Below are 18,060 nucleotides of genomic sequence, written 5' to 3' on the forward strand. Positions count from 1 at the left end.
GGTGTTAAATACGCGTTAAAGTTGAATTTATTAAACAACATTTTTTTAATTTTAATCGTTAACCTTTTTATACTAAACAGATATAATATTATGAAAAAGATTTTATCCCTATTATTCGTTTCGGCATTAGGAGGAGCAATTACTCTAGGTGCTTATAAAACTTTTATTGAAAAAGACCAACAAGTGGCAATACAACAAAACCAAGAACAACCTTTTACTGTTCCAGTAAACCATACAAGCAATGCTGGTTTTATTGCAGAAAATGATGTGAATTTTGTCTCGGCAGCTGAAAAAACAATACATACTGTGGTACACGTAAAAAACACCACCGTAAATTCTAGTCAGATGACTTTTGAAGATTTATTTTATGGCAGACAAACAAAACGTGCACAAATAGGTACTGGTTCTGGAGTCATTATTTCTCCGGATGGTTATATTATCACCAACAACCATGTTATTGCAGGTTCTAGAGAACTTTCGGTGACCTTAAATAATAACAAGACCTATGATGCTACCATTATTGGTACCGATGAAAAAACAGATATTGCACTAATTAAAGTAGAACCAGACGAAGAATTACCTTTTACTACTTTTGGAGATAGTGACGAAGCAAAAATTGGCGAATGGGTTTTAGCTGTTGGTAATCCCTTCAACTTAACCTCTACCGTTACTGCAGGAATTATAAGCGCTAAGTCTAGAGATTTATCTGGTTTAAGCAACCAATCTTTTATACAAACAGATGCAGCAGTAAATCCGGGGAATTCTGGTGGCGCACTAGTAAATACACATGGTGATTTAATTGGAATCAATACCGCAATCACATCGCAAACGGGTTCTTATATTGGCTATTCTTTTGCTGTACCGAGTAATATTGCGAAGAAAGTGGTTCAGGATATCATGGAGTTTGGTAATGTACAAAACGGCATTTTAGGTGTTAAAGGAAGTCCTATTAGTGCTGGATATGCTGAGAAATTCGGACTAAACACTTCCGAAGGTTTCTATATTGAAGAAGTAGAAGAAGATTCTGGTGCAGATATGGCAGGATTAAAAAGTGGCGATATTATTCAGAAATTGGAAAATATTGAAATTAGAAAGTTTTCCGATTTAAAAGGATTTTTAAATGCTAAAAGTCCGAATGACATTATAGATGTTACCGTTTTAAGAAATGGAACACAAAGAGTATTCCCGGTAACCTTACTTAAAAACGAAACCTTAACCGTTCCTATTATAGGTGTTATTAAAAATGCGAAACCAAAGGATTTAAAAAAATACAAAACAGAGAATGGGGTGAAAATAGCTAGTTTAACTAATAATAAAAACTATTTAGGCTATTGGATGAATAACGGTGTGCAAGTTGGAGATATCATTACTGCCATAAACGATACTAAAGTAAATAGTATTGAAGATGTACAAGCGATTATAAAAAACAGACAGGCAAATGAATTATTACGCATAGAACTTATAAATTCTAAGGGAGAAAAAGAAAGATATAATTTCAGATAATTTCTTTAAAATATTCAAATTTACAACAAGCGCTCTAGTCTTTTCTAGAGCGCTTTTATTTTATTAAAAATTAGCTACGAAAACGTTTGAAATATGTTACTTTTGCAAAAAATTTAACAACACAAAAAATATTTAACAATGCCTATTAACGAAACTTATGAAAGCGAATTAGCTTTTCAAGCAGATAGACGTAGAGCTACTGTAGAATTTATTAAAATAGTAAGTGACCTTTGGTACGATAAATCTATCGAACTGGTTATTTTTAGAAATCAATTAATAGACAAAAATGTTAGTGACATTTTAAACTTGCACGAATATGCTTGCGAATTTGTACAAAAACCCATTTCTATTTTTGACTCTGTAGAAATTGCACAAGCAATTAATACACTAGATCTTCCTCCTGCTAAATTAGACATTGGTAAATTAACCTATGAGTATCATGTAGAAGAAGGAAACTACAATAATGCTACAGCATTTGTTGCAGACAAACTTAAAGATGCTAGTAAAAATGGACCTATCCAACCTAAAGACGTGGTTCTTTATGGTTTTGGAAGAATTGGACGTTTAGTTGCTAGAGAGTTAATGACTAAAGCTGGAAAAGGAACACAATTACGTTTGAGAGCCATTGTAACTCGTGGAGCTGTAGATGCAACCGTTTTAGAAAAAAGAGCGTCTTTATTACGTAACGATTCTGTGCATGGCGATTTTTCGGGAACGGTTTCTATCGATGTAGAAAATAGTGCCTTAATAATTAATGGTACCACTGTAAATATTATTTCGGCAAATGCACCAGAAGATATCGATTATACAAAATACGATATTGATAACGCTTTAGTAATTGATAACACTGGAGCTTTTAGAGATGAAGAAGCTTTAAGCAGACACTTAAAATCTAAAGGAGTCGATAAAGTATTACTTACTGCTCCTGGAAAAGGAGTACCAAATATTGTGCATGGTGTAAACCATACCGAGCATAATCCGGATGAAGTAAACATTTTTTCTGCAGCATCTTGTACTACCAATGCAATTACACCTATTTTAAAAGCGGTAGAAGATTCTTTCGGTGTAAAATCTGGACACTTAGAAACGATTCATGCCTATACTAATGATCAGAATTTAGTAGATAATTTTCATAGTAAATACAGACGTGGACGTGCAGCAGCATTAAACATGGTAATTACAGAAACTGGAGCAGGAAAAGCAGTTAGTAAAGCCTTACCAAGTTTAGAAGGAAAATTAACGTCTAATGCTATTAGAGTGCCTGTACCAAACGGATCTTTAGCTATTTTAAATTTAGAGCTAGAAAACCCTACTTCTGTAGAAGGCATAAATACCATCATGAAAAAATATGCGCTGGAAGGGGATTTAGTAGAGCAAATAAAATATGAGTTAAGTGACGAATTGGTATCTAGTGATATTGTTGGTTGCTCTGCTCCTTCTATTTATGATAGTAAAGCAACAATTGTTAGAGAAGATGGTAAAAACGCTATCTTATATATATGGTATGATAATGAATATGGTTATAGCCATCAAGTAGTTCGATTAGCAAAATATATTGCAAAAGTTAGAAGACATACTTATTATTAATAATAACGTCTAAATTTTAATTAGTAACGTATATATTAGAGCCTCACTTTTGTGAGGCTTTTTAATTCAAAAAAATTATGTTAAATGTATTTATTCCGAAGTATTTTGAACTTCATTTAGCATCTAAATAAACATAATTTGTTATTTTCGTAAAAAATAAACCAAACTAATTTACTAAATGAATTCTTTTAAATTTATTATAATTCTATCTATATCTTTATTCTGTACCACGGTTAGTGCACAAACGGAAAATAACGAAGAAGAAGACAAACTTTCATTAAATACTGGTACTATAAATAATCAGTTTGAATACATTTTAAGAAAATCTGGTAATTTTAAAGGTACCAACGGACAACCTTATGAGGCGGTTAAACGCAGCATGTTCCTTACGCTACAAGCACATACTATTGATTCATTAAAAACAATTCATAAAGAATTAGCAGAAACACAAGCTGTGGTAACTAGCCAATCGAAAGAAATTGCTACTTTAAAAACGAGCTTAGCAAACACACAAGGCACATTAAACCAAACCAACGAAGAAAAAGACAGCATGTCTTTATTCGGCATGTTAATGAGTAAATCTGGTTATAACATTTTAATGTGGTCTATTATTGGCGGCTTATTAGCCTTTTTACTGTTTTTTATCTACAAATTTAAAAACAGTAACGCCATTACTAGAGATGCCAATAAATCTTTAGCCGAAATTGAAGAAGAATTTGAAGAGCATAGAAAAATAGCTTTAGAGCGTGAGCAAAAAGTGAGAAGACAACTGCAAGACGAATTAAACAAACAAAAAAATAATAGCTAGTTGCTTTTATAAATAACACGAATTAAAGATCTGTAAATAGTTTTTACAGATCTTTTTTTTTGAAAACATCTCACCTAAAAACCAATTCTTTAAACGCATTATCTATTCTTTTTTAGCCTCCCAACGATCTTTAAATCCTGATACGTAAAAACCTTTCTTTTTTATCATATTCTTTGCATCTTTGCAACTTACAAGAAAGACTATGAGAATTGACATCATCACCGTTTTACCAGAATTATTAGAAAGTCCGTTTAGCGCTTCTATACTTAAACGAGCTATTGAAGCTGGTTTGGTAGAAGTTCACTTTCATAATTTACGCGATTATACCACAGACAACTATAAATCTATAGACGACACCCAATTTGGTGGTGGTGCTGGAATGGTAATGATGATTGAACCTATCGATAAATGCATCACCAAACTAAAGGCGGAGCGTAATTACGATGAAGTGATTTATATGACTCCAGATGGCGAAACCTTAAATCAAGGAATGGCGAATCACCTTTCTTTAAAGGAAAATATTATTATTCTTTGCGGACATTATAAAGGTGTAGACCAACGTGTTCGAGACCTATTTATTACCAAAGAAATCTCTATTGGAGATTATGTTTTATCTGGTGGTGAACTTGGTGCTGCTGTTTTATGTGATGCTTTAATACGATTAATTCCTGGAGTGCTTGGAAACGAAACTTCGGCATTAACAGATTCTTTTCAAGACAATTTATTAGCGCCACCTATTTATACAAAACCTAGAGAGTATAAAGGATTGGAAGTTCCGGAATTACTATTTAGTGGGAACCATGCAAAAATTGAAAAATGGCGCGAAGAGCAAGCATACCAACGTACTAAAGATAGAAGACCCGATTTATTAGAAGATTAAAGTTTTTCATCTAAAAACACCAAATGCAACCAAGAATAGAATCGGTACCTGAAAAAAAATTAGTCGGAACGTCTGTTACCATGTCTTTAATAGACAATAAAACATTCGAACTATTCTCTGGTTTTATGCCGAATAGAAAGCAAGTTAAAAATAGTTTAGGTACTGCTATTTATGAAGTCATGGAATATGATGACGAACATTTTAAAAGCTTTAATCCGAATAAAACCTTTAAAAAATGGGCTACTTTAGAGGTGGAAAACTTTGAAGGTATTCCAGAAAACATGAGTACGCTTATTTTAGAAAGCGGATTGTATGCTGTTTTTACCTATAAAGGATTAGCAAAAGACTTTTCAACTTTAATGCAATACGTTTTTACGGATTGGTTACCAAAATCGGAATACGCTTTAGCCAACAGACCTCATTTTAATCTATTAGGAGACAAATACATTAAAGATTCACCAGACTCTGAAGAAGACGTTTATATCCCAATAAAGCTGAAATAAAGAAAGGATAGTTTTATAGGGGCCTCGATTTGTGTTAAGGATAGTAGTGGCATCCTTTTTTGAGGCACGATAAAAAGATACAACGAATAGCCTGACGCTACATAACTTAAGTGAAGTAGCGTAACACCAAAAAAAATAAACTTTTAGCTTTTACCTATTAACTTTTTAAGTATCTTTGCACCACTTTTGAGTTAACCTCTGGCGAGAATCGCGAATGTTGCCTTGAAATAACTAATAAAATTAATAAAGATGGAATCTTTAATAAAATTTGTACAAGACGAATTTGTAACAAGAAAAGACTTTCCAGAGTTCGGAGCTGGAGACACTATTACAGTGTATTACGAAATTAGAGAAGGAGAAAAAGTACGTACACAGTTCTTTAGAGGTGTTGTTTTACAACGCAGAGGAACTGGATCTTCAGAGACATTCACAATTAGAAAAATGTCTGGAACTGTTGGTGTAGAACGTATTTTCCCTGTAAACTTACCTGCTTTACAAAAGGTAGAAGTAAACAAAAGAGGAAAAGTTCGTAGAGCTCGTATCTTTTACTTTAGAGGTCTTACTGGTAAGAAAGCTAGAATTACAGAAAAAAGACGTAAATAATTTTAAGCGTTTTATACATTTAAAAAGCCTTGAGAAATCAAGGCTTTTTTACGTTTTAAGGTTATCAACAAAAGTTAATAACCCGAGTTGATAAGTCGTTGATAACTAATAGGTTGAAAATTTTTAATTTTTAAGTTCTTGCTTTATATTAGCTAAAGAATTGCACATCACTTCTGTGAGTTTCTTATTCATAGAGAATGAAAAGTGAGATTCGATTAAAATACGTTCTTTAATTTACTTAATGTTTTTAGAGATTTTAAAAATCTATCCAATTTATTTCTATTTGAGACAAGGCAGATTTTTTAAGCATAGCATTAGTTATGGTTTAAAAAATGTAACGCTGTAACAGAGAAAAAGAAAAGGATAGAAAATGAAACAGCTATAAAGATTAAGTTACAAATTGTTTTTTGAGATTGGAAAGTTGTATGTGTATGCATGTAATACTGAAAATCATGACGTTTTATAAAGTACTATATATCTAGGTAGATAGTAACGAATAAAACAGAAAGCTTCTAGAAGTAGTACTAACGAAAGTGAAAACTAAAAAAGGATGCAATGTTTAAAAAGAAAGTAACACGAAAGTGAAACTAGAAATTTAAACATCAAGAAAAACAATTAACCGAAACATTTTAGTAACAAGTCAATACATTTTGAAAGTTACAACATAAAATGTTTTATTGAAATTAGTATCGTTTGAATCTAAAGGCTATATAACGCAAGTTTTAGAACCAAAATTAACAGCAACGTTAATTAGATCATACCTAACTATTTCAAAAAAAGCCATATCCCACTAGATTAAATTCTATGTGATATGGCTTTTGTGTTTTACATACTTTCTATACATTTACAGAAACCCTTCCTTAAATGAACCTACCTTTAATAATAGACAAAGCATACAACAATAAAGACTACACTACAACAGAATTACCCAAAGCAGAATACGATAATTGTACCTTTACAAATTGTGTCTTTGCCGATAGCTACTTAACAAATAATTCTTTTTTAGAATGTGAATTTATAGATTGCAACTTAAGTAATGTTAAAGCCAAAGGGGTCACTTTTAAAGAAGTACGTTTTATAAATTGTAAAATGATTGGCTTTCCTTTTAACGAATGCAATTCTTTTCTTTTAGAACTAGACTTTAAAGATTGTAATTTAAGCCTTGCCTCTTTTTATCAGCTAAATATTAAAAATACCAACTTTAATTCTTGCAATCTGGAATCGGTAGATTTTACAGAAGCCAATGTAACCGCTGCATCTTTTACGCATAGTAATTTAGCAAAAGCCATTTTTGAGAACAGTAATCTTGAGAAAGCAGATTTTACAACTGCGAAAGACTACTCCATACAACCAGAGAAAAACAAACTAAAAGGTGCGAAATTTAATAAAAACGGACTATTCGGACTCTTAAGTATGTATGGAATTAAGGTAGAATAAAGCAGAATCGATAAAAATACACCTCTTTTATTGCATCCTTCGTAATTATGAAGTATCAAAACTGTACTTATTTCCATTAACTAGTGCTTTTTTGTATATTTACACGGCTTAATTTATAAGCAATCTTTAATTCAGCAAACAAATTAAACATGACAAAAATTTCAACAATAATTTATACTAAAACAGATGAAGCACCAGCATTAGCTACGCATTCATTTTTACCAATAGTTCAAGCTTTTACAAACTCTGCAGGAGTAAAAGTAGAGACAAGAGACATTTCTTTAGCATCCAGAATACTTGCTGTATTTTCGGATATGTTACCAGAAGACCAACGTGTTAAAGATACCTTGGCCGAATTAGCCGAATTAGTAAAAAAACCAGAAGCGAATATTATAAAACTACCTAATATTAGTGCATCCTTACCACAATTAAAAGCAGCAATTAAAGAATTACAAACAAAAGGATATGGCTTACCAAACTATCCGGATGAACCAGAAACTGCTGAAGAAAAAAATATTAAATCCCGTTACGACAAAGTAAAAGGTAGTGCAGTAAACCCAGTATTACGTGAAGGAAACTCGGATCGTCGTGCACCAAAGGCTGTAAAGAACTACGCAAAAAAGAACCCACATTCTATGGGAGCTTGGAGCAAAGATTCTAAAACACATGTAGCTACCATGACACATGGTGATTTTTTCCACAATGAAAAATCGGTAACACTAGCAGATGCTACAACCATCAAAATTGTACATACAGACGCTAAAGGAAATCAAACGAACTTAAAAGAAAGTTTAGATTTACTTAAAGGAGAAATTATTGATGCTACAATAATGAGTAAAAAAGCATTAATCGAATTTTTAGAAGAACAAGTAGAAGATGCCTTAGATAAAAGCGTATTGTTTTCATTACACATGAAAGCAACCATGATGAAAGTTAGTGATCCAATTATTTTTGGTCATGCGGTACGTGTTTTCTTTCATGATTTATATGAAAAACATGGTAAGACATTCGAAAAAATTGGTGTGGATGTAAATAATGGTTTTGGAAACTTACTTGAAAAACTAAGTGAATTACCAGAAAACAAACGTGACGAAATAAGAGAAGATATAAGATATGCCTTAGACCATAGTGCAGATTTAGCAATGGTAAATAGCGATAGAGGTATTACCAATTTACATGTGCCTAGTGATGTTATTATTGATGCATCTATGCCAGCAATGATACGTACTTCTGGACAAATGTGGAATGCAGATGGTAAACTTCAAGATACCAAAGCGGTAATTCCAGATAGTAGTTATGCCGGAATTTATGACGCAACAATAAAGTTCTGTAAAAAACATGGTGCTTTTGACCCTACAACAATGGGAACGGTTCCTAATGTTGGACTTATGGCTCAAAAAGCTGAAGAATATGGTTCTCATGATAAAACATTCGAAATACAATCTAAAGGAAAAGTAGAAGTTATAGATGCTGCAGGTAATGTTCTTTTAAAACATAAAGTGGAAGCTGGAGATATTTGGAGAATGTGCCAAGTAAAAGATGCACCAGTTCAAGACTGGGTAAAATTAGCGGTTACTAGAGCTAGAGCTTCTCAAACTCCTGCTGTTTTTTGGTTAGATAAAAAAAGAGCGCATGATGCAGAATTAATTAAAAAAGTGAATGCATATCTTTTAGATCACGATACTACAGGTTTAGATATTAGAATTCTTGCTCCTTTTGAAGCAACAAACTTTACACTAGAAAGAGTTAAGGATGGTAAAGACACTATTTCTGTTTCTGGAAACGTATTACGTGATTATTTAACCGATTTATTCCCTATTCTAGAATTAGGTACTTCAGCAAAAATGTTATCTATTGTTCCTTTAATGAGTGGTGGTGGTTTATTTGAAACTGGTGCTGGAGGTTCTGCTCCAAAACATGTACAACAATTTGTAGCAGAAAATCATTTACGTTGGGATTCTTTAGGTGAATTTTTAGCACTTGCTGTTTCTTTAGAACATTTAGGCGAAACAAGTAATAATGAAAGAGCTAAAGTTTTAAGTGAAACTCTAGATGAAGCTACTGAAAAATTATTAGAAAATAAAAAAGGTCCTTCTCGTAAAGTAAACGAATTGGATAATAGAGGAAGTCATTTTTATTTAGCAATGTATTGGGCAGAAGCCTTAGCGAACCAAACAAAAGATGCAGATTTAAAAGAAACCTTTACTTCTATTGCGAAGTCTTTTATTGATAATGAAAAAGTAATTGTTAACGAGTTAAATGCAGTGCAAGGTAAATCTGTGAAAATGGGCGGATATTATGAGCCAAATGAAGATCTAACTAGCAAAGCAATGAAACCAAGTAAGACCTTTAATGCTATTGTAAATAGTATTAAATAATATTAAGTTAATGTGAAAAAAGCTCCTTTCTAGGGGCTTTTTTTATACCTTTATTTCAAATGATTTATAAATTTTGTTAGTATATGTTTAAGAAAAACGCTCTCCTATTTTTTTTATGTTACTTTACTATATCCTTTTTATCTGCTCAAGATAAATTCACATTAAGTGGAACCATTCAAGAAGCTACAAGTAATGAAACGCTAATTAGTGTAAATATTATTGTCCCAGAACTACAAACAGGAACAACAACCAATGAATATGGCTTCTACTCCATCACGCTACCTGAAGGAAATTACAAAGTAATTATTAGCTACATTGGTTTTGCTGAAATTGTGGAAACTATTAATCTTTCCCAAAATATAACTAAAAATTATAGTTTAGTAGAGGCAACTCAAAATCTAGACGAAGTGGTTATTAAAGAAAATGTGGAAAGATTAAATATCAAAAAACCGCAAATGAGTGTAAACGCACTCTCTTCCAGTACCATAAAACAAATTCCCGCTATACTTGGCGAACCAGATGTTATCAAAGCAATAACCATGCTTCCCGGAGTTACCACTGCAGGAGAAGGTGCTTCCGGTTTCAATGTTCGTGGTGGTGCGGCAGATCAGAATTTAATTTTATTAGACGAAGCTACTATCTATAACTCTTCCCATCTATTTGGATTCTTTTCCGTTTTTAATCCAGATGCTATAAAAGATCTAAAATTATATAAAGGTGGAATTCCGGCACGATATGGCGGACGCGTTTCTTCCGTTTTAGATATATATCAAAAAGAAGGAAATAATAAATCGTTTCACGCAAATGGTGGTATTGGTATTGTTTCTAGTAGGCTTTTAATAGAAGGACCTATACAAAAAGAAAAAGCTTCTTTCCTCTTAGGTGGAAGATCTTCATATGCACATTTATTTCTTCCAATCTTTGATGTAGATAGCAAAGCATATTTTTACGATTTAAATACCAAAATAAGCTACAAAATCAATAAAAATAACAGTGTATATCTATCTGGTTATTTTGGTAGAGATGTATTTAGTATGAATGATAGTTTCAAAAACACCTATGGTAATACGGTTTTAAACTTTAGATGGAATCATTTATTTTCTAATAAATTGTTCTCCAATACCTCTTTAATTTATTCCGATTATTATTACGGCTTAGATTTAAACTTCGTTGGATTCAAATGGAATTCAGGAATTAGAAATTTCAATTTTAAATACGATTTAAAACATTACGTAAACGATAAAATAAAATTGCAATATGGTTTAAATAGTATCTATCATAAATTTAATCCTGGCGATATTGAACCTACAGGCGCATCCTCTGGAATAAACCCAAGAAAGTTAATCGATAAATATGCTTTTGAAAATGCGATATATATTGATGCCGAACATAAATTAACCGATAAACTTACCGCTTCTTATGGTTTGCGTTATAGTACGTTTTTACGTTTGGGACAAAAAGAATTAAATATGTATGAAAACGATAACCCAATTCTTTTTAATGAAGCCCTTCAAATTTACGAAAAAGCAGATCCTATTGGTACAGAGTCTTCTAGCAGAAGTGACGTATTAGAATCTTTTGGTAATTTAGAACCTAGGCTAGCACTTGCATATCAGCTAAATAATAATGCTTCTATTAAAGCTAGTTATAACAGATTAAGTCAGTATTTACATTTACTTTCTAATACTAGTTCGCCAACACCTTTAGATGTTTGGACCCCAAGTGGAAAATATGCAAAACCACAACTATTAGATCAAGTGGCTGTTGGTTATTTCAAGAATTTTAAAGGCAGAATCTTTTCTTTAGAAGTAGAATCCTTTTACAAAAAAGTAAAAAATAGAATAGATTATATAGATGGAGCAGATTTAATTGCTAATGATGCTATCGAACAGATTATTCTAAACGGAAAAGCAAGAGCTTATGGTTTAGAAGTTTTATTCCGAAAAAATGAAGGACGTTTTAAAGGATGGTTCGCCTATACATTATCCAAATCGGAACAACAAACACCAGGAAGAACTCCTGCAGAAACAGGAATAAATAATGGCAATTGGTACAACACAGCATATGATAAAACCCACGATGTATCCGTAACTGCAAGCTATGATTTAAATAAAAAATGGACTTTCAACGCGAACTTTTTGTTACAGTCCGGACAACCAGTAACCTACCCAAATGGGCAATATGAATACAATGGCGTAACTATACCAAGCTATGCAAACCGAAATGAGTTTAGGCTACCATCCTATCATCGTTTAGATATTTCAGCAAATTACACACCAAAACCAGACAAACAAAAAGGATGGCAAAGCTATTGGGTTTTTGGTATTTATAATATGTATAATAGACGCAATGCAGCATCTGTCAGTTTTAGAGAAAATGAAGATACAGGAGCAAATGAAGCTGTACGACTTTCCATTTTTGGCATAGTCCCTTCTGTAACCTATAATTTTAAATTTTAAGAAGATGAAGAAAATATTAATCATACTAGTAATAGCCGTTTTAAATTTTTCTTGTGAAGATGTTGTAGATATAGACTTACCAACTTCAGAACCTAGATTAGTTATCGATGCTTCCATTAATTGGTTTAAAGATACTGCCGGAAATGAACAATCTATAAAATTAAGTTTAACTGCTCCATTTTATAATAGCGAAACACCTCCAGCAAATAATGCACAAGTGATTATTGTAGATGAAAATAATAATACTTTTGAATTTTTAGAAGAAGACGAAACTGGAATCTATCATAATAACACCTTTGTTCCAGAAATTAATGGTGTTTACACATTAAGCATCAATTATAACGGAGAAGTTTTTACAGCAACCGAAACATTGCAATCTGTTGCCCAAATTGAATACGTAGAACAAGATTTAGAAGGCGGATTCTCAGGAGAAGAAACAGAAATTAAAGCATATTTCACAGATCCTGTAGACGAAGAAAACTATTATTTTTTCGAGTTTATTCCTAGCATAAACATGCCTGCCTCATTAGATACCTTTAAAGATGAATTTGTAAATGGTAATGAAATTTTCGGGTATTATATAGAAGAAGATTTGGATGAAGGAGAAAGTGTTATCATCAGAAATTATGGTGTTTCCAAACGTTTCTATGAATTCATGTTTATTCTTTTACAACAAAGTAGTGAAGATGGTGGTGGTCCTTTTGAAACACAACCTGCAACAGTTCGCGGTAATTGCATCAATCAAACCAATCCAGAAAATTTCCCTTTTGGCTATTTTAGATTATCCGAAGTATCCGAATTTAATTATACTGTCGAGTAATATTATTTGGGCGTTACCATACAAACCTTTAGGGTTTTGTATGGTCGTGCTGTACACTATATCTTTTGCTTAGGCAAAAGGATGCTGTTTCCATCACTAACGCAAAACAAAAAATCCGTATTTTTACAAAATGACATTTATTAAAACAACAGAGCAAGACTCCAACCATAATCATCTAGAAAAGATGACTATTTCCCAATTACTTAAAAATATAAATAACGAAGATAAAACAGTTCCTCAAGCGGTAGACAAAGCATTACCACAAATTGAAAAACTGGTAGAACAAATTGTAGCAAAATTACAATCTGGTGGACGATTATTTTATTTAGGAGCTGGAACAAGTGGTCGTTTAGGTATTTTAGATGCTAGCGAATGTCCTCCTACTTTTGGTGTATCTCATGATGTAGTAATTGGTATCATTGCTGGTGGAGATATTGCCATTAGAAAAGCAGTAGAGTTTGCCGAAGATTCCACAGAACTAGGTTGGAAAGATTTACAAGCATATAATGTAACTAACAAAGATGTTGTTGTCGGCATTGCTGCTTCGGGTACCACTCCTTATGTTATTGCAGCATTAGAGACATGCAATAAAAACAATATAATAACAGGGTGTATTACTTGCAATCAAAATAGTCCACTATCACTTACAGCACAATTCCCTATTGAAGTAGTTGTTGGTCCAGAGTTTGTAACTGGAAGTTCCAGAATGAAAGCAGGAACCGCTCAAAAATTAGTATTAAATATGCTAACTACTACTACTATGATTCAACTAGGTCATATTAAAGGTAACAAAATGGTAGATATGCAACTAAGTAATAACAAACTTGTAGATCGCGGAATTAGAATGATTATGCAAGAAATAGAGGTTACCCAAAAAGTAGCAGAACAATTATTAAATGAACACAAAAGCGTAAGAGCAGCAATTCAAAACTATAAAAATGGAAACTAATCATACCAACAAAGATGTATTGGCAAAAGGATTAAAAACAATGCTAATTACTATAGTACTAATGTTTTTAGGTCCAGTATTAATATATATTGCTTTTAGTAATGAAGACAAACCTTTGTATTATCCGTTGCTTATTGCAGGAATAACTAGTTGCGCTTGTGCCATCTTTTTCGGATTTAAAGGTATCAATACGATTATGGATAGTATGTTTAAAAAACAATAATTACTCTACAATAACTTGTTTTGGTGTTGTAGGGTTATAACCAAATGTGGCATCTTCAATAGTAACACCTAACCTATCCAAAATATAACTTATAATTGCATAATGATGAATGGTATGGCTATTAGCTTGAGCTAATAAAGCCGCAAATGTGTAGTCTATTTTGGTTTTCCCTAAACCTAAATCATCTATAACCACAATCTGTTGTTTCACATCTTTGTCGTTTAAATCTTCTAATTTATTAATTATAGTGTCTAAGTAACAGATTGCTGTATTACAACAATTTTCTACATCCAAGTTTCTTTTTCTTGCTGTTAAATCTACTTCATTGTCTACCACATTGAAGATACAATCATAAAAATCTAAAATATGACGTATATGTGAACCTACACTTGAAAAGTAAGGAGGTATGGAAACATCGCTTAACTTTTCATCAGAAAGGTTAGATAGTAAAATTCGTGATTTATTAAGAGTAAATAAAGAAGATTGAAGGACTATGTTCATGTAGACTAAAATAACTAAATTAATTTAATATAAAAATTATTTTTCATTAGTCCTATTACCAATGAATCCTTACACATTATTGTATAAAAAAAACCTTAATAGATATAGATATCTCGCAGCTACCCTTCCAGTTCCCTTTAAGGGATAACTTCTATATTTTCATTTCAGTTTATTGCATAAAAAAATCCTCAACAAATAAATGCTGAGGATTCTCTAAAAAAGGCGACGACCTACTCTTCCACAATGTAGTACCATCGGCGCAAATGGGCTTAACTTCTCTGTTCGGAATGGTAAGAGGTGAGCCCCATCGCTATAATCACCTTAAGTTTAAAGTTAGGAATCTATGATTCTTAACTGCAGATCACCTGCAAATATCTTAACATATTGAAAAAATTACATGAATTGTATTGTATGTACTCTAAAAAAACAGGCGTACAATAAGCCTATGGGTTATTAGTATCACTCGGCTATGACATTACTGCCTTTACACCTATGACCTATCAACGTAGTCATCTCCTACGACCCTTTAAAGAAATCTCATCTTGTGGTGGGTTTCGCGCTTATATGCTTTCAGCGCTTATCCCTTCCAAACGTAGCTACTCTGCAATGCTCCTGGCGGAACAACAGATACACCAGAGGTTTGTCCATTCCGGTCCTCTCGTACTAGGAACAGATCCACTCAAATTTCTAACGCCCACAGTAGATAGAGACCGAACTGTCTCACGACGTTCTGAACCCAGCTCGCGTGCCACTTTAATGGGCGAACAGCCCAACCCTTGGGACCTTCTCCAGCCCCAGGATGTGACGAGCCGACATCGAGGTGCCAAACCCCCCCGTCGATATGAGCTCTTGGGGGAGATCAGCCTGTTATCCCCGGCGTACCTTTTATCCTTTGAGCGATGGCCCTTCCATGCGGAACCACCGGATCACTATGCTCTACTTTCGTACCTGATCGACTTGTAGGTCTCTCAGTCAAGCTCCCTTATGCCATTGCACTCTACGCACGATTACCAACCGTACTGAGGGAACCTTTAGAAGCCTCCGTTACTCTTTTGGAGGCGACCACCCCAGTCAAACTACCCACCAAGCACTGTCCCTTCGTTAGAAGGTTAGACTCTAGATAAGCAAAGGGTGGTATTTCAACAATGACTCCACAACGCCTAGCGACGCCGCTTCAAAGTCTCCCACCTATCCTACACATTACTTATCCAAAACCAATACTAAGCTATAGTAAAGGTGCACGGGGTCTTTTCGTCCCACTGCGGGTAATCGGCATCTTCACCGATACTACAATTTCACCGAGCTCATGGCTGAGACAGTGTCCAGATCGTTGCACCATTCGTGCAGGTCGGAACTTACCCGACAAGGAATTTCGCTACCTTAGGACCGTTATAGTTACGGCCGCCGTTTACTGGGGCTTCATTTTAGATCTTCGCCGAAGCTAAACCCTCCACTTAACCTTCCAGCACCGGGCAGGTGTCAGGCCATATACGTCATCTTTCAATTTAGCATAGCCCTGTGTTTTTGATAAACAGTCGCCTGGACCTTTTCACTGCGGCCACCCCGAAGGGTGGCGACCTTTCTCCCGAAGTTACAGGTCTATTTTGCCTAGTTCCTTAGCCATGAATCTCTCGAGCTCCTTAGAATTCTCATCCCAACTACCTGTGTCGGTTTAGGGTACGGGCTGCTTCATTCGCTTTTCTTGGAAGTCGCTTTTCTGGATTATCACCGCGACCGTAGTCTTAGTGTACTATCGAGGTGTTACCACTCTCTTCAACGAACTATTCCGTCAGTTCGCACCAAATTTACGCCTCCGTCACTTTTAATATGAGCAGGTACAGGAATATTAACCTGTTGTCCATCCACTACCCCTTTCGGGTTCGCGTTAGGTCCCGACTAACCCTCAGCTGATTAGCATAGCTGAGGAAACCTTAGTCTTTCGGAGTGCGGGTTTCTCGCCCGCATTATCGTTACTTATGCCTACATTTTCTTTTGTAGCTACTCCAGCATGCCTCACAGCACACCTTCAACGCCACTACAATGCTCCCCTACCACTTATTAATAAGTCCATAGCTTCGGTAATATGTTTATGCCCGATTATTATCCATGCCGAACCGCTCGACTAGTGAGCTGTTACGCACTCTTTAAATGAATGGCTGCTTCCAAGCCAACATCCTAGCTGTCAAAGCAGTTCAACCTCGTTTTTTCAACTTAACATATATTTTGGGACCTTAGCTGATGGTCTGGGTTCTTTCCCTCTCGGACATGGACCTTAGCACCCATGCCCTCACTGCTGATTATCATTTTATAGCATTCGGAGTTTGTCAGGAATTGGTAGGCGGTGAAGCCCCCGCATCCAATCAGTAGCTCTACCTCTATAAAACTATAAATCAACGCTGCACCTAAATGCATTTCGGGGAGTACGAGCTATTTCCGAGTTTGATTGGCCTTTCACCCCTACCCACAGGTCATCCGAACACTTTTCAACGTATATCGGTTCGGGCCTCCACTGTATGTTACTACAGCTTCACCCTGCCCATGGGTAGATCACACGGTTTCGCGTCTACCACTACTAACTAAAGCGCCCTATTCAGACTCGCTTTCGCTACGGATCCGTGACTTAATCACTTAACCTTGCTAGCAACGGTAACTCGTAGGCTCATTATGCAAAAGGCACGCCGTCACCCCAAAGGGCTCCGACCGCTTGTAAGCGTATGGTTTCAGGATCTATTTCACTCCCTTATTCAGGGTTCTTTTCACCTTTCCCTCACGGTACTAGTTCACTATCGGTCTCTCAGGAGTATTTAGCCTTATCGGATGGTCCCGACTGATTCACACAGGATTACTCGTGTCCCGCACTACTCAGGATACCACTATATCCACATTCTTTACTTATACCGGGCTATCACCGTCTTTGGCTTGTCTTTCCAAACAATTCTAATTCATCATGCTTCTAATGTCGTGGTCCTACAACCCCAGCAATGCCGTAACATTACTGGTTTGGGCTAATCCAATTTCGCTCGCCGCTACTATCGGAATCACTTTTGTTTTCTTCTCCTCCGGGTACTTAGATGTTTCAGTTCTCCGGGTTTGCTTCCTTTCGGATACTATATCTTCAATATAGTGGGTTGCCCCATTCGGATATCTACGGATCAATTTGTATGTGCCAATCCCCGTAGCTTTTCGCAGCTTATCACGTCCTTCATCGCCTCTGAGAGCCAAGGCATTCCCCATACGCTCTTATTTAGCTTATTGTACTATTTGCTTTTTAATGAGTTACTATTTAATTGTCTTACGACAACTAAACGTTTGATTAATTAGATATCGCTCGTGGTGATTCTAATTAATCTTACAATTATTTTTAATATTAGATAAAATCTAATTTTAATTTCATGTGTTAGCTGTTAGC

Annotated in this window: 13 protein-coding genes and 2 rRNA genes; 12 read left to right on the forward strand and 3 right to left on the reverse strand. The window is 34.7% G+C overall.

What is annotated here, in order from left to right; genetic code table 11:
• The first annotated feature begins 90 nt into the window (after window positions 1-90).
• The 12 genes from AMD28_RS07645 to AMD28_RS07700 all read left to right on the forward strand — a co-directional run bounded on the left by AMD28_RS07645 (window position 91) and on the right by AMD28_RS07700 (window position 14,150).
• A complete protein-coding gene (locus tag AMD28_RS07645; protein ID WP_055443560.1) occupies window positions 91-1,503 on the forward strand; it encodes a trypsin-like peptidase domain-containing protein in 1,413 nt (470 codons plus the stop codon).
• A 138-nt stretch (window positions 1,504-1,641) separates the two neighbouring features.
• Complete coding sequence (locus tag AMD28_RS07650; RefSeq protein WP_055443561.1) at window positions 1,642-3,090, forward strand: glyceraldehyde-3-phosphate dehydrogenase; 1,449 nt, start codon at window positions 1,642-1,644, stop codon at window positions 3,088-3,090.
• Window positions 3,091-3,268: 178 nt separating this feature from the next.
• On the forward strand, window positions 3,269-3,898 hold the full coding sequence (locus AMD28_RS07655) for a hypothetical protein (protein WP_055443562.1): 630 nt from the start codon (window positions 3,269-3,271) through the stop codon (window positions 3,896-3,898).
• Between the two features lie 202 nt (window positions 3,899-4,100).
• Window positions 4,101-4,778 carry a tRNA (guanosine(37)-N1)-methyltransferase TrmD gene (gene trmD, locus AMD28_RS07660; protein WP_055443563.1) on the forward strand — a complete coding sequence of 226 codons (678 nt, stop codon included), beginning with the start codon at window positions 4,101-4,103 and terminating at the stop codon, window positions 4,776-4,778.
• 23 nt (window positions 4,779-4,801) lie between these two features.
• On the forward strand, window positions 4,802-5,281 hold the full coding sequence (locus AMD28_RS07665; protein ID WP_055443564.1) for a GyrI-like domain-containing protein: 480 nt from the start codon (window positions 4,802-4,804) through the stop codon (window positions 5,279-5,281).
• Window positions 5,282-5,530: 249 nt separating this feature from the next.
• Window positions 5,531-5,884 (forward strand): 50S ribosomal protein L19, encoded by a 354-nt coding sequence (gene rplS, locus AMD28_RS07670; RefSeq protein WP_055443565.1) that lies wholly within the window; start codon window positions 5,531-5,533, stop codon window positions 5,882-5,884.
• Between the two features lie 864 nt (window positions 5,885-6,748).
• Window positions 6,749-7,321 (forward strand): pentapeptide repeat-containing protein, encoded by a 573-nt coding sequence (locus AMD28_RS07675; protein ID WP_055443566.1) that lies wholly within the window; start codon window positions 6,749-6,751, stop codon window positions 7,319-7,321.
• Window positions 7,322-7,470: 149 nt separating this feature from the next.
• On the forward strand, window positions 7,471-9,699 hold the full coding sequence (locus AMD28_RS07680; RefSeq protein ID WP_055443567.1) for an NADP-dependent isocitrate dehydrogenase: 2,229 nt from the start codon (window positions 7,471-7,473) through the stop codon (window positions 9,697-9,699).
• Between the two features lie 83 nt (window positions 9,700-9,782).
• A complete protein-coding gene (locus AMD28_RS07685; RefSeq protein WP_055443568.1) occupies window positions 9,783-12,158 on the forward strand; it encodes a TonB-dependent receptor in 2,376 nt (791 codons plus the stop codon).
• 4 nt (window positions 12,159-12,162) lie between these two features.
• A complete protein-coding gene (locus AMD28_RS07690) occupies window positions 12,163-12,978 on the forward strand; it encodes a DUF4249 domain-containing protein (protein WP_055443569.1) in 816 nt (271 codons plus the stop codon).
• A 130-nt stretch (window positions 12,979-13,108) separates the two neighbouring features.
• Complete coding sequence (gene murQ / locus AMD28_RS07695; protein ID WP_055443570.1) at window positions 13,109-13,927, forward strand: N-acetylmuramic acid 6-phosphate etherase; 819 nt, start codon at window positions 13,109-13,111, stop codon at window positions 13,925-13,927.
• A complete protein-coding gene (locus tag AMD28_RS07700; protein WP_055443571.1) occupies window positions 13,917-14,150 on the forward strand; it encodes a DUF6095 family protein in 234 nt (77 codons plus the stop codon). The genes murQ and AMD28_RS07700 overlap by 11 nt, the downstream gene beginning before the upstream one ends.
• Here the strand turns inward: AMD28_RS07700 and AMD28_RS07705 are convergent, their stop codons facing one another.
• From AMD28_RS07705 to AMD28_RS07715, 3 genes are all read right to left on the reverse strand, one after another.
• The gene (locus AMD28_RS07705) at window positions 14,151-14,651 is read right to left on the reverse strand and encodes a DinB family protein (RefSeq protein ID WP_055443572.1); all 501 of its coding nucleotides are present in this window, start codon (window positions 14,649-14,651) and stop codon (window positions 14,151-14,153) included.
• 217 nt (window positions 14,652-14,868) lie between these two features.
• Window positions 14,869-14,975, reverse strand: a 5S ribosomal RNA gene (rrf, locus tag AMD28_RS07710).
• A gap of 109 nt (window positions 14,976-15,084) precedes the next feature.
• Window positions 15,085-17,906 (reverse strand): 23S ribosomal RNA (locus AMD28_RS07715).
• Between the last annotated feature and the right edge of the window lie 154 nt (window positions 17,907-18,060).

This window comes from Lacinutrix himadriensis (assembly GCF_001418105.1).
Lineage (GTDB): Bacteria > Bacteroidota > Bacteroidia > Flavobacteriales > Flavobacteriaceae > Oceanihabitans > Oceanihabitans himadriense.